This window comes from Spiroplasma kunkelii CR2-3x (assembly GCF_001274875.1).
Classification (GTDB): domain Bacteria; phylum Bacillota_I; class Bacilli_A; order Mycoplasmatales; family Mycoplasmataceae; genus Spiroplasma; species Spiroplasma kunkelii.
The window spans coordinates 715,753-728,850 of the sequence record NZ_CP010899.1 but is presented as its reverse complement, the minus strand read 5'-3'; the positions used below and the strand labels follow the sequence as shown (position 1 = coordinate 728,850).

Sequence of the window (13,098 nt, the reverse complement as noted above, 5' to 3'; positions counted from 1 at the left end):
AGTAATTAATGAATTAAAAAATGACAATAATTCTTGTAGAGCAGTAATTAATATAAAACTTCCTCAAAATATGGAAGAAAGACAGGGAATAAATGATAACTAATACAAAAACATCAATTTTATTTGCTCAAAAGAAGTCAGTTATTAGAATTAAAGAATGAAATGATATATGAAATAAATATTCAATTATCTATCAAATTTAAAACGTAAAGTTGAAAATATTGTTGCTGTTTTTGATAATAAAAGTAAAAAAGAAAAATTAAGTTCAATTAAAAATTTAACTAGTGAAGAAGAAAAACAAATATTGGTTGAATTTTTAGGGCAGTATATATCATCTAATGATGTAGAAAAAAACGCAAAGATGGTGTTATTGCATATAAATATGAATGATGTCTAAGCGCATGTGCGGAGGCATTAATATCACATACAATAAAACCACAGCTAGGCCATGGAAACTTAGTTAAAGAAATGTTTAAAGAACAGCTTGAAAATAAAGATATTTCATTAAAAAATATGAAAATGGCTAAATGAAATAATGATGCTAATAATTCATTATATGAGCCTAAAAAGGGAGGTATTCCTATAATGAATTATCATACTACTGGTATTAGTAAAGCATTAAAAGAAATAACAGCAGTAAGATAGTAGTTCAAAAATTATTAATCTTACGAAAAAAAGAATATTTTAAAAATATTATCATTTTAGTATTACCTTTTTTAAGGAAATGTGTTTTAATAAATGTGTAAATAAGATACTTTTAAATTAAGCGTTTTAATGATTTACTATTTTTAAAAATAGTCTAAAATTTTTGTTAAACTCGTACCTAAAATAATATTCGAACAATATATATCCCCAACTTGTTTTCTTTTTTTTGTTTTAATTAATTTGTGGTAATTGTTGTACGAGGCGATTACCACATTTTTAAATGAGTTTTTAACTCATTTTTTTAATTTTAACACCTTAAATTTTTATTTTTATTAACAGTAAAATTATTATTTTTAACTAAATTAAAATAACTATCAGAACTAAAACCAATTTTATAACTATTTTTATCACCAAAAACAAAATAATTTAAGCTATCTTTAACTGAATAAATTAAATCTTGTTCATATAATTCAATAACAGCAACTTTTACTTTGGGGTTCTTACAATTTCTACTAAACTGATATGCCTTAATGTTTAAATCATAGTGATTTTGACTTTTATTATCATTTGCAGTTTTAATAATATATTTAGCAAGATATTTAACAACATCTTCATTTGTACCGCTACGAATTTTAATATTTTTATTAATACCATGTTTTCAGTATTGTTATACAACACTATTAGGTATTTTTTGGTTTAATATGTTGTGAAAATGAACCGTTCCGCGTTTTTGATACTCATAAGTATACATATATTTTAAAATTCCTTTATGATTTTTAGAACAAATAGGATTGTTTCATCAACGATTAATATTATTAAAAAATAACTTTAAATCATTTTTACATTTTTTAATATCTGTTTCATTTTTTGCATAAGTTAAAGTCAAAAAACTTAAATTTTTTGAATTTAAAAAATTATGATATGCTTTACGAATACAATTTCCTTGGGTGCGAATACGATTATTTCATAGTTTTTTATTATTTTTTCAGTATTTTTAACTCCCGTTTTATACCTTTATTTGTTAAATTATCTTGAATAAAAACATTATTCATTTTATAAACTCCTTCCAAATAAAAAAACACTAAATTACATTTAAAAGTTTCATACGAGGAAACTATAAATAGTTTGAACCTTTCAATATGATTAAGTGTTTATATTATAATTAAGTGTTTATATTTGAAAGTTATTTTTATTCTAATATATTATTTTTAATTTTGCAATATTTATTTTAGTAGTGATGTGCAGTTGTGGTAAAACTAAAATAATAAACATTCTTTTACCAAAAGCAATTAAAAATAATTAAATAAATTATTTAATGGTTTTTAATATTTTAAGATTTCCTGATACAGATATTTATTATTTAAAACCACAAGTGCAATTGTATAATGCCTATATGATAAATAGTACTAATGATTATTTTTCTTATTATTCAAATTGAGATTATAAGACTGATATTTTACCTTCTAATAATGATAAATATACTAAATCAATAAAATTATTAGACATGACAGATAGAACAAAATATCAAGGTTTTAATGTAATTAGATTTAATACAACTAGATTAACAGAGGATAGGTTTATTAAATTAATGGTTTTAATTTTAGTCTTTATAATGCCACTGATTGAAATAATGAAATTAATAGTGGTAATATTTGAAAAATACATTATAAAAGTTGTAGTTGATATAATATTGCTTGTCATATTCAAAATGCAACAATTTGGATTGTAAATAATTTTCCTGGTATGAAAGAAATTTATAAATTTGTTAATGGAATAGTACATGTGTTTAGTAATGTTTCTGAATTGTTTAATAATATTGGTAATTTGTTTGCTTTTGATATTACATTTAAGATTATGTTAAGTTCTATATTGGTTTTAGCAATGGTTAATGGACTTTTACGCTATTTTTAGTAGTAGTAAAATAATGTTGTTAAGAAAAAAAGTAAGGTGGTGTGGTGGTTTATCGACGCACCACCTTACTTAAAGGGGTACAGGTCGCAAAGCGACCTAGGGGCGAAGTCCCTTTTACTTGAATTAAGTAACACAATAGTAGAAAACAAAAATAAGTAAATTTGACAAAATAAAAATAATTAAATATAGTTAAATTATGTATATTAAATACATATAAATAAAAATAGAAAGGAATAATATATTATGAATATAAAAAAAATATTAAGTTTAATTGGAGCAACAGCGATAACAACAAGTGGAGTAGCACCATTAATGGCAATGATGCCAAATAATAAAAGTTCAAATTTTTCAACAGCAGAAAGTAGCAGCTCTGTTACTCGTGGAGAAGATAAAGTATTAAAAAATTATTCATATAAAGATGATAAAAAACAAAAACATTTTTTTGCAGATTGAATTATTTATTTATCTTTAGGAACAATTCAAAATCTTTATCAAATTTTAAATAATGTTGAATTAAATGATACACAAAAATCAGAACAAATGATACAATTTGTAGTCACAAAATTAATAGAAATTAATCCTAATGATGATACCAATGATTTTGTATCAAATTTGAGTAAAATTTCACCAACAGTACAACAACAGATTTTTTATAATGATTTTTTTTGATCACTTCCTAAAATTTTTTCTAAAACTTTAATAGAAACTAGTAATAATGGTATTGCAATTATTTTAAATAGTAATGGAGAGGTTATTCATCTATTTCCTCAATAATTATTTTTTATTAAATTAATATTTTTAATTAAATTAAAATTGTTAATTACAATAAATTAATAATATTAAAATTAACAATATAATCTAAATTAGAATAAAAAAACATTTATCTAAATGTTTAATGTATTCAAACCAATAAAGGTTTTCTGACCGGAAACTTTAAATATAAGTAAATGTTTTTTTTATTTTTATTTTAGATTATTTTTATTTTAGAAAGGAAAAACAAAATGAAGGTAAATATGAATCCTTATAATCGTTTGACTGGAGAAGTTCTATACAGACCTTATATTGATAGTAGTAATTTTGTTAATCAAAAATATTATGTTAAAAAAGTATATTTTGGTTAAAAAAGTATATTTTGGTCCTTATATTAAAACGATTGTATTACCGTTAGAATGTATTAATAAATTTGGTAAAGGCAATCTAAATGGTATTAAAAATACTGGCAAAAATGAAACTAAATTAGTAAATAGTCGTATTCGTTCACAAGCAAGTTGTATTCGTAAAGCAATTCATAATTTTAGTGGTTGTAAAAATATGGGTTTTTTAACCTTAACTTATGCTGAAAATATCCAAAATATTAAATTACTTATGAATATCAAAAAAAGGAAGAATACATTTTCATATCATATTTAGTGAATATATCCCTAATAAAGTAGTTATAAAATGTTGGCCTTATGGATATAATAAAAATTTACCGGTTGAAACTGGTACAAATGAATTTGTTAGTAAATATGTTGCTAAATATATTGTAAAAGCACAAAGCGAAGAAAAAAAGTAAAAATATTTATGACTTAAATATAAAGGAATATCAGTTTAGTGCTAATTATACTGACTCTATTGTTAAAGTTGGTGTTATTGAAATGTGTGAAATGGAATTAATTGTTTCATTAAAAGCAACAAAACATAATTTTATGTTTAATAATAAAGATGGTTATTTAATGGGTATTAGCATTGATGGTGATTGAAATAAAGATTATTTTTGACAAATGTAAGAATATCTCCCATATTATAAAAAAATATTTCGTTTTTTTCATAAAATATCTGATTTAGATAGATATCTAATACGGAAAAAATACGATAAATACCTTGATTTAGGTAAACAAAAGTACATTTAAAAAAGTACCTTCCAAATGGAAAGTACTAGTGTGTAGCATAGTTCTGGCCGAACTTATACCACAATATTAATTAAAACAAAAAAACAAGTTGGGGATGTAAATTTATAAATAAATTTATTTTTTGCTTTGAAATATGTAGTTGACATATTTATTTTGTTATGTAAAATGAAATTAGAAATAATAATATAGCATTTAGTTATATTTATTGTTTCAAACCAATAAAGGTTTTCTGGACGGAAACTTTAAATATAAGTAAATGTTTTTATTTTGTATTTATATTTACATTCATTTTGTATTAATTTTTTATTAAATTAGTTTTTATTTTTTAACATTTATATTATTTAAAGTTTTAAACCTTGTGAAACCTTTATTTACATATATGTCCTTTAACAAGAGTTGTTTTTTTGGAGCTTCATCTTACAGGATGCATTTCTTTATTTTTAAAATTTTTTTCAACTTTAACTTAATTAATTTTGATATCACCCTCAATATGACAAATAATATTATATTTTAATGCTATCTTTATTTTTTTAATTAATTCAATTGTTTTTAATAAATTTTTTTTGTTATCAATAACATAAGGTAAATGACAAATTAAAAAATCTAATAATAACTCATAATTTCCAGTAAAAAAATATATTTTTTTAATTTATATTTTAATTTATGAATTTTGTTTTTATTTCGATATGGGAATAAGTCTTTAAATATTTTTGCTAAATGAAATTTATCTAAACTATTATTGTTTGAGAAAATGGTTCTTGTTATTGCTGAAATTGTGTTAATGAAAATATTGCTTTAATTAATAATTATTATTCTAGGTTAGATTATGACAAAAAATAAAGATAAATTAATTGCTAAATTAGAGGAATTAATGTTAAGGCCATATTCAGTTTCAGCAGATAAAATTACAGATGAATATTGAGTACTACCGGAAAAAAAATTAGAATGAAAAAGAATGAAAATAAATTAAATATTAATTGAGACTGAATTATTTTTATAGTTTCTTGTTTGTTATTAGTTGTTTTGTTTATATTGTTTTTTGTTTATGTTGGAGTTTTTTAATGAAAAAACAAACTAAGTTATATAAACAGTGATTAGAATATTTAGTTAATGTTATACTTCAATGTTTACCTATAAAAATACCATTATTTATGTTAATAAAAGCAATTAAATTGTATCTTAATCATAACGTTATTGATATTGGTGTTATGGAAGAACAACATTTTAAGTTATTAGTGGAGCAAGTCAAAAATTATATGTTAAATATGGAAAGTGAGAGTGATAATTAATGACTGTTTTTGCAACAATTATTTTAGTAATTACAATATTAATGTTATTAGTTTTTTTAACAATTAATACGATATTTAAATTTAAAAATAAGTATTTAATTTGTCCGCATTGTTCTAAAAAAGTAGAATTTAAAGAATGGGGAAAACGAAAAATTAAAAAAGCAGATAAGTTTGTTGAATAAGTTAATATCAATAAAGTACCTTCTCAAGTATAAAAATTAATTTTAGTTTTTAATGTTAATTACTAAAATCAAGATTAGAGTATGCGAAGGTTTTATTATTAAATAGAAAGTGTTTTAAGTGAGGTGTTATTGATGAATGTAAATTTCTTAGCTGGTTCTGTATAACTAGTTTCATCTTTTTTAATCATTTCTTTAATATATTGTGGTGTAGTTTGTTTTAATTCAACTTTTAAACATGCTTCACGAATTATTTTGGAATATACCATTTTAAAATAATATGTTCCTCAACCACCATTACCATTTTTTTCCACTAGGTGATAATTGTTGTAATGCTTCAATTTCATCTTTACTTAAAACAGCACCAGTTGTTGAATTATCTTCAAAAATAATAGTACAATATGCACCCAATACCTTTGTTTTATTATTTCTATTTCTTTTAAAAGGATCAGTATTATGTTTTACCATTTTAAAATTAATATTATCTCATTCATAAATATCTCCATCCATAACTATGTCATATTTAATATCTTTAACTGGTTTTTTACTAAAATTACGAACAATTTTTTCTCAACTATAACGATTACGATTATATCTAATTCCTCCCTTAGCATCTTGATAAATATAATAATCTTCGCCAATTAAATTACCAATTAATGTTTCTTTAAAAATATTAACAATAACAGTTGCTTGATTACTACGACTAGATAAATTTAGATTAACACTACTAGTTAATATTTCATTAATTTTATGTAAAGCTAATTCTACATTTATATTTTTATTAATTTGTTCTTGATTTTTTATAAAAGCAATTTTTAATTTATTTATTATTTCTCCAATAGGAGTTAATTTTGTCTTGTTATTTTGTTGTAAATTTATTATTTTATTTCACTCCTTTATTTATTTTGAATTTAATACCTTTAATACCAATAGTATTAGTATTTACATTACTATCTCATTGTGCTTTAATTTCATTTTTAACAATTTTTTCATCAATAACTAAATAAGTTTTAATTAAATTAATTAGTTCTAATTTATTTGCATTTTCTAAAAAATCATTATCAATTCCAATTATTTCAATATCTTTTATTAATATTTTTTCTTTTATTAAATTAATACCAACTTTTTTTAATTCTTTTGGTTCTAATGATTTATCAATTTGCTCAATTTGTTCCATTACACGAACTTGTTCATCTTGAATTTGGTCTATATCAAGACCCATCTCAGGTGTTAAATTATTTGTTTTTTCAATTAATTCCTGTTTTTTTAATTCTTGTTCTTTTAAAAACTCTTGTTGCTTTTGTATGCGTGCTTGCGTCATATTATTATTAATTTCAACTCTATATCTTTCAATATAATTTCTATAATTAGTAATTATTTTTCCAATTCTATTATGTTCATCTAATAATTTTTGAATAAGTTCTAATCATTCTTTAAAAACAAAATTATTTTTAGTAATAGCACTTGGAATATCTTTTAAATGTACATTTTGATAACCATTTAAAGCATAATGATTAATATGTCTAAAAATATACTCAGTTAATTCTTGTTTATTTTCTTCTTTAAATTTTTGAACATTATATGCTAAAATACTTTCATTTTTAAAATCATCTACTTTTAAAGGAAATTGAAATGTAATGCTATTTACTGTATTTTTTACAATATCACTCATTTATTTCACCTCCTTATTAGGTAATTTTTTATATAAAGATTTATCTTTTATAATAAAAGTATCTTCTCTTCGACCATTTACATATTGACAATATTCATCAAAATCTTCTTTATATAATTGTTGTTCTTTTAATTCAGCAAGTTCTTTTTTAAGTGCTTCATTTTCTTCTTGTAATTTATCAAATTTAATTGATTCTGTTATAGTCATTATTTATCCTCCTCAATAATAGTTAATTGGTTTAATTGTTTTTTGGTGATTTTAACACCACATAAATTAGCACCAGTTAAATTAGCATATGCTAAATCAACACCAGTTAAATTAGCAACATATAAATTAGCACCACATAAATTAGCACACCCTAAATAAGCATCTTCTAAATTAGTACCACGTAAATGAGCACCGCGTAAATGAGCAAATCCTAAATCAGTACCTTTTAAATTAGCACCAAATAAATCAGCACGGTGTAAATTAGCACCAGTTAAATTAGCTTCTTTTAAATCAGCACCTCTTAAATGAGCATCATATAAATAAGCATCTTTTAAATATAATTTTTCACTTTCTAAATATTGATTTAATTTTTCTTGTTAAACCTCAATACTAGTTAAGTCCGCAATAACATCTTTTAATATTTTCATTTTATATTTCCTCCAAATTCTTTTCTTCAATTAATGTCTCAATATAGTCATAAGCACTCTCTTATGAATAACATTTTTCTAATGCTTCATTAAATAAATCTTCTTCAGTATAAATATTTCCATTTTCATCTTTATACATATTATTTATTCTCCTTGTCATTCAATTTTTTCATCTTCTAAATCAATAATAGTTGTTAATCACTCTTGTTGATTTTCAACTTTAGCAGTTATTTTTGCCTCTTTTAATGTATAAAATGATTTAGTTATAACTTCATTTTCATATTTCATTACTAATAAGTATCTTTTTTCCATAATTTAATTCCTCCTAATTTTTTCTAGTATTTAATGCTCAATGTTCAGCAGTAATTTCATCGTGTGAAAGTGTTTATTTAATCAATCTATTTTCAATTTCTTCTTTATTTTCTTGATTACATTTAAAACAATAACCTCAATATCTTTTTTTAAAACATATTTTATTTTTCATAGTTACCCCCATTAATTAACTAAAAATGACTACAACTTTGTAGTTGTTTTTTCTTTGTTGTGCCAGAGAATTATCTCTCTTCATCCGCACCATTTCAGGTTAAAGCGTTCAGTTTTTAAAATAAATCTACTTGCACCTTGAAGAGCCTAATGCTATACGCAAATTTATTTATAAAGTCACTATCTCTATTTTTATTGTCGTTTGATATTAACCTTGGACTTATCACGACTATCACTTGTTAAAGTGTCTATTATTTCCAGACTGTTTACTGTTGGGTTAGACCACCAAAATATCTATTAAATTGTTAGATTGATTTTCAAATAAAAAAACAACCCTTTAACAAGAGTTGTTTTTTTGGAGCTTCATCGTACACGATGCAATTTTATAAAATTATTTATTAAATTTCCTTAGGAACTGCGTTCATAATCTATTTGATTAGACTCTAATTCTTCTACTGTATCAAAAAATTCATCATTATCATCGGTTCTATCATTATCAATCATTTGTTCACTATTTGAATGTGAAGGTGAAGCTGTATTAACTTCAATAATAATTTCTTTAAATTTATCAGAAAGATCTTGATTTGAAGCTGAAATATGTGACATCATTTTTAAGATGTCAAAATTATCTAAAACAATTTCAATTTGTCTAAAGTCAGGTTCTAAATACTCATATATATTATCTCTTTTTGCAATCTTCTTCATTTCTTCAAGTTTACGCTTTGCCTTTCTTTCAACTTGTTTGTAATATATTTGAGCATTAATAACAATATCTTGTTGAACATTAATTTTTTTTCTTTCTTCTTTTGTTCTTATATTAACTCATTTATTATAATTAGTTCAATAGTATTTTTTTTTCAATAACCAATTTTTTGCACTATTTGATTTTTTGCTAATTTTATCAGCAATAAAATTTCATGCTGATTTAGTTTTTTTATGTACATTATTCGTTCATACTATTACTTTATATATTAAATATATTTTTCCTAAATTTTCAAACATTTTTTCTAAATAGCCCATAATATTAATATGCCCCTTTCGCAACTGAAAAGAATAAAATTGATATTTTATTACTTTTCCATTTTATATTTTTAATTTATGTTTTTTCTACTCTTTATAATATATATCATTTAATGTAATTATTTTTTTAAATGAAATAATTTATAATAATTTATTAATAAAAACAGTTAATTAAAGTCATTTATTTTAAGAAATATTAACCATTTCATAAAATCATTTACAATACTAACTTTACCATATTAATTTTAAATTAACAAACCGCTAAGTTAAAAATCTGATTATGAAACGTGTAAAATGAACTGCAACAAATCTTTATTAACTAAATAATATAATAAAAATTACAAAAATCAACCATAAATTTAAAAAAAATTAAAATATTTTAATTTTTCTTTTATTTTATCCATATTTAAACACACTAAAAAATAATTTATTAAATTTTAATTAATAAATTTATTTAATATTCTGTAAAAACATTTCTTTTGCACTTATTCAATTTAAACAGGGTCGTATTTTTTCATTAATTACATCATTAACTACTCAATTTAATCGTTTCTGACTAACTTTATTAAAATCAATTTCCTTAGAAAATCAATGTCTGAATTCACTATTCATATATTTAATTAAAGGTTTTTGTTGTGGTGAACCAGCATCACAAAAATATACTTGTGTTTCAGCGAATATTTCTAATTCTCTTCATTTATAAAATTCTCTTCCTCTATCAGTTATTACGCCTTTAATTTTCCCAATTAAATTATTTACTTTAACTAATTCTTTAAACTTTTCAAAAACTTCATTAGCAGTATGATTTTCTAATTTTATTGCAAAATATTTTCTACTTGATTGTTCTACTAAAATTAAAAGAGAAGATTGATGATTTTTACCAACAACAGTATTCATTTCAAATCATCCAACATTAGAAAATTTATTTTCAATGTTTCAAATTGACTTAAAATTAGTTAATTGACCACGATTATCTTTTTTTCCTTTTGTTTTAAATTTTTTACCACGATATCGTAAATTTTGTTTTAAAAATCCATAAAAACCTAAACAAATTCATTTATACAATGTTTTAACAGAAACCGGAAATTTAACACCAAATTTTAAAAAATAACTATAAATAAATTCTATCGGAGAATCACGATATTTATTAAGTCTAATTTTCATAAAATTAATCTGTTCTTCTGTAAAATTACATCTTTTATTATTCTTTTTTCTTTTCTCATAATACATTTTATTTGACTTATAAGAACTATATTCTTCAATAGTTTTAAAACGTTTAATTTCTCTTAAAATAGTGCTACTATGTCTATTCAAATATTTAGCAATTACAAAAATATTCTGCTTACCATTATTTTTTAAAAAAATTTTTGATAAAAATAACTGTTCTAATTTAACTTTATCCATAAAACTTAAATGACTATACATAGCATTTATATACCTTTCATTAACTTATAAAATTTTTAATATTTAATACGAATAATTTATATATAATTGATATATGATAAAATCAATTATATATAAAACAATAAAAAAGAACAATATATATGAAAAAATTACTTAGCATAATAGGAACAATCGGATTAACCGCAACAAGTACAACAACATTAATCAGTTGTAATAAAGAAAATAATAATGAAAACGAGGCAAGTAATAAACCAAAACCATCACCAAAACCATCACCAAAACCATCACCAAAACCATCATATAACACACAACAACCACCAGAAAATAGTAATTGAAAATTAGTTGATAATTCTAAAGAAAATTTAGAAAAAGAATTTAAAGTAAAAAATGATAAATGATATATTTTAATATTTGCTAATAAATTTATATTAAAAGAAAAATATGATGAAAATAATAAAATTAAACTTTTTGATTTTAATAATACAGCTGATGGAAAAACATATAAAGGAATAAAATTTGGTACTACAAAATATGTAACTCTAGATAACTTAGTTTTTTATCGTTGAGATGGTGGTTTAAATGAACCTGAAACATCACCAATCAACAAAAAAACCGGTGAAATTACTGATTGAAAATAACAAAAAGGAACTAAATAACAGTTCCTTTTTTATATTAATCGCACAAATTTCATAAAAATAATTAATAAAAAGATATTTATTATTGTACTATACAACGCAGGATTAAATTTTCATACCCCAAATATTTGACTAAAAAAACTATATACTGTCTCAAAAACCTTACCAACACCACTCGCTAACTCGTTAACTTGTTTAACTCCCGGAATAGTATTAACAATTCAAATTACGGCATTTTTAATATGAGCACCAAAATCTCATCAACCCTTGGGAGTTACATATTGTACTTGTCATCATTGCTTATCAGGGAATAAACCACCACTATTTATCTCTTGTCAATTATAAATCCCAAAATTAAAATCATAATAACGATACATATCATTCTCTTTTTGAGCTTGCAATTCAAAAACATTATAACCGATTTTTTGTTCTTCAATTTTTTTATATTGCAAACCATATTTATTTTGTAAATCACCACCAAAAACATAACCAGAATTTAACTTAATATTATAATCATTAGAAACCGAAAAATCATAATTAAAAACACTACCATAATTATTAATCGTATAAAACCGATTTTTAAATGCTGAATATAATTTAATATCTAATTGCTTATATTTATCTGAAAAATAAAAATATCGTGGATAAATTTTAAAACCATTATTTACTAATAAACCATATTTTTTATTATAATCTTAAACATAAGTATTATTTTATAAATCAAAAATCGTTCGTAAATAATTAGTATAAAATTTCTGTGAAATCTTAAACATACTATTTAATAATTTATCAAATTGCAATTTATCATTAATATTTTCACTCAATAAAATATTATTAAAATTTTGCAATTTTAACGCAAAAAAGTTAACTAAAACAGTATCATATTGCAAATTATCAATATAACAGTCATAAAACCAATACCAAATATCGCAATTGCTGCCACCAATAAAACTAATTTAATCATTATTTAACACCTCTTTTAATTTTTGCTTGTTGTCTAATATTTTGACGTTTAATTTCTCGTTTAACTTGTTGCTTATTACTATTGTGATAAACTTTTTTACCTATTCCAATATCTTTTCGTACGGTTGATGAATATGCTTGCAAAACACCATTATTAACTGTTGAACCTAAATTATTATATTGTGTTGATGTCCCGTGAATTGCATAAATCGATAATTTAATAACCATAAAAAATATTAAAAAATAAGCAATTGACGTATTTGTCATCGGTAATTTTGTATTTCAAATTACATCAAAAATAAACAAAAATATATCAAAAAAAATACTAAAAATCTTGTCTTAATTACTATTATTATTTTCATCTAATAAA

Annotated in this window: 22 protein-coding genes and 1 pseudogene; 11 read left to right on the top strand and 12 right to left on the bottom strand. The window is 22.0% G+C overall.

Annotation, left to right across the window (positions count from 1 at the left end):
- Nucleotides 1-468 precede the first annotated feature (468 nt).
- Nucleotides 469-645 carry a hypothetical protein gene (locus SKUN_RS09240; protein ID WP_158500766.1) on the top strand — a complete coding sequence of 59 codons (177 nt, stop codon included), beginning with the start codon at nt 469-471 and terminating at the stop codon, nt 643-645.
- Between the two features lie 667 nt (nt 646-1,312).
- On the opposite strand, the gene SKUN_RS10620 is transcribed toward SKUN_RS09240, so the two are convergent.
- Nucleotides 1,313-1,531 (bottom strand): helitron helicase-like domain-containing protein, encoded by a 219-nt coding sequence (locus tag SKUN_RS10620; protein ID WP_235511355.1) that lies wholly within the window; start codon nt 1,529-1,531, stop codon nt 1,313-1,315.
- Nucleotides 1,532-1,960: 429 nt separating this feature from the next.
- On the opposite strand from SKUN_RS10620, the gene SKUN_RS04045 reads away from it, so the two are divergent.
- The 9 genes from SKUN_RS04045 to SKUN_RS04025 all read left to right on the top strand — a co-directional run bounded on the left by SKUN_RS04045 (nt 1,961) and on the right by SKUN_RS04025 (nt 5,919).
- Nucleotides 1,961-2,374 carry a hypothetical protein gene (locus SKUN_RS04045; protein WP_053390956.1) on the top strand — a complete coding sequence of 138 codons (414 nt, stop codon included), beginning with the start codon at nt 1,961-1,963 and terminating at the stop codon, nt 2,372-2,374.
- 14 nt (nt 2,375-2,388) lie between these two features.
- Nucleotides 2,389-2,556 (top strand): hypothetical protein, encoded by a 168-nt coding sequence (locus SKUN_RS09820; RefSeq protein WP_197735363.1) that lies wholly within the window; start codon nt 2,389-2,391, stop codon nt 2,554-2,556.
- 243 nt (nt 2,557-2,799) lie between these two features.
- Complete coding sequence (locus tag SKUN_RS04040) at nt 2,800-3,330, top strand: hypothetical protein (RefSeq protein ID WP_053390955.1); 531 nt, start codon at nt 2,800-2,802, stop codon at nt 3,328-3,330.
- Between the two features lie 321 nt (nt 3,331-3,651).
- Nucleotides 3,652-3,966 (top strand): hypothetical protein, encoded by a 315-nt coding sequence (locus SKUN_RS04035; protein WP_053390954.1) that lies wholly within the window; start codon nt 3,652-3,654, stop codon nt 3,964-3,966.
- A complete protein-coding gene (locus tag SKUN_RS11895) occupies nt 3,890-4,111 on the top strand; it encodes a rolling circle replication-associated protein (RefSeq protein WP_456299945.1) in 222 nt (73 codons plus the stop codon). The genes SKUN_RS04035 and SKUN_RS11895 overlap by 77 nt, the downstream gene beginning before the upstream one ends.
- An 82-nt stretch (nt 4,112-4,193) precedes the next feature.
- Complete coding sequence (locus SKUN_RS11305) at nt 4,194-4,325, top strand: hypothetical protein (protein WP_268794874.1); 132 nt, start codon at nt 4,194-4,196, stop codon at nt 4,323-4,325.
- A gap of 949 nt (nt 4,326-5,274) precedes the next feature.
- The gene (locus SKUN_RS09815) at nt 5,275-5,418 is read left to right on the top strand and encodes a hypothetical protein (RefSeq protein ID WP_200903025.1); all 144 of its coding nucleotides are present in this window, start codon (nt 5,275-5,277) and stop codon (nt 5,416-5,418) included.
- Nucleotides 5,419-5,509: 91 nt separating this feature from the next.
- Nucleotides 5,510-5,737: a hypothetical protein gene (locus SKUN_RS04030; protein ID WP_053390953.1), complete on the top strand. Its 228-nt coding sequence runs from the start codon at nt 5,510-5,512 to the stop codon at nt 5,735-5,737.
- On the top strand, nt 5,737-5,919 hold the full coding sequence (locus SKUN_RS04025; RefSeq protein ID WP_053390952.1) for a hypothetical protein: 183 nt from the start codon (nt 5,737-5,739) through the stop codon (nt 5,917-5,919). Before SKUN_RS04030 ends, SKUN_RS04025 begins: the two co-directional genes overlap by 1 nt.
- A gap of 98 nt (nt 5,920-6,017) precedes the next feature.
- Here SKUN_RS04025 and SKUN_RS04020 read toward each other — a convergent pair whose 3' ends face one another.
- From SKUN_RS04020 to SKUN_RS03995, 8 genes are all read right to left on the bottom strand, one after another.
- Nucleotides 6,018-6,263 carry a hypothetical protein gene (locus tag SKUN_RS04020; RefSeq protein WP_158500765.1) on the bottom strand — a complete coding sequence of 82 codons (246 nt, stop codon included), beginning with the start codon at nt 6,261-6,263 and terminating at the stop codon, nt 6,018-6,020.
- On the bottom strand, nt 6,214-6,426 hold the full coding sequence (locus tag SKUN_RS04015) for a recombinase family protein (protein WP_053390950.1): 213 nt from the start codon (nt 6,424-6,426) through the stop codon (nt 6,214-6,216). Before SKUN_RS04015 ends, SKUN_RS04020 begins: the two co-directional genes overlap by 50 nt.
- A 373-nt stretch (nt 6,427-6,799) precedes the next feature.
- The gene (locus tag SKUN_RS04010; RefSeq protein ID WP_053390949.1) at nt 6,800-7,588 is read right to left on the bottom strand and encodes a hypothetical protein; all 789 of its coding nucleotides are present in this window, start codon (nt 7,586-7,588) and stop codon (nt 6,800-6,802) included.
- Nucleotides 7,589-7,795 carry a hypothetical protein gene (locus SKUN_RS04005; protein WP_053390948.1) on the bottom strand — a complete coding sequence of 69 codons (207 nt, stop codon included), beginning with the start codon at nt 7,793-7,795 and terminating at the stop codon, nt 7,589-7,591.
- Nucleotides 7,795-8,130, bottom strand: coding sequence for a pentapeptide repeat-containing protein (locus tag SKUN_RS11760; protein ID WP_408640743.1), 336 nt, complete (start codon nt 8,128-8,130; stop codon nt 7,795-7,797). The genes SKUN_RS04005 and SKUN_RS11760 overlap by 1 nt, the downstream gene beginning before the upstream one ends.
- A gap of 237 nt (nt 8,131-8,367) precedes the next feature.
- Entirely contained in the window at nt 8,368-8,535 is a 168-nt protein-coding gene (locus SKUN_RS09235; protein WP_158500764.1) for a hypothetical protein, read from the bottom strand.
- A gap of 579 nt (nt 8,536-9,114) precedes the next feature.
- Complete coding sequence (locus tag SKUN_RS04000) at nt 9,115-9,726, bottom strand: hypothetical protein (RefSeq protein WP_235511354.1); 612 nt, start codon at nt 9,724-9,726, stop codon at nt 9,115-9,117.
- 450 nt (nt 9,727-10,176) lie between these two features.
- Complete coding sequence (locus SKUN_RS03995) at nt 10,177-11,151, bottom strand: IS30 family transposase (RefSeq protein ID WP_053390947.1); 975 nt, start codon at nt 11,149-11,151, stop codon at nt 10,177-10,179.
- A 119-nt stretch (nt 11,152-11,270) separates the two neighbouring features.
- Between SKUN_RS03995 and SKUN_RS09230 the strand changes: the two genes are divergently transcribed.
- Entirely contained in the window at nt 11,271-11,768 is a 498-nt protein-coding gene (locus SKUN_RS09230; protein ID WP_053390946.1) for a lipoprotein, read from the top strand.
- A gap of 29 nt (nt 11,769-11,797) precedes the next feature.
- Here SKUN_RS09230 and SKUN_RS03985 read toward each other — a convergent pair.
- The 3 genes and pseudogenes from SKUN_RS03985 to SKUN_RS03980 form a co-directional block, all read right to left on the bottom strand.
- Nucleotides 11,798-12,667: pseudogene (locus tag SKUN_RS03985) on the bottom strand (spiroplasma phage ORF1-like family protein); the annotation flags it as partial.
- The gene (locus SKUN_RS11890) at nt 12,634-12,729 is read right to left on the bottom strand and encodes a hypothetical protein (protein ID WP_456299944.1); all 96 of its coding nucleotides are present in this window, start codon (nt 12,727-12,729) and stop codon (nt 12,634-12,636) included. The pseudogene SKUN_RS03985 and the gene SKUN_RS11890, both read right to left, overlap by 34 nt.
- On the bottom strand, nt 12,729-13,061 hold the full coding sequence (locus SKUN_RS03980; protein ID WP_235511378.1) for a hypothetical protein: 333 nt from the start codon (nt 13,059-13,061) through the stop codon (nt 12,729-12,731). Before SKUN_RS03980 ends, SKUN_RS11890 begins: the two co-directional genes overlap by 1 nt.
- Nucleotides 13,062-13,098: the final 37 nt, after the last annotated feature.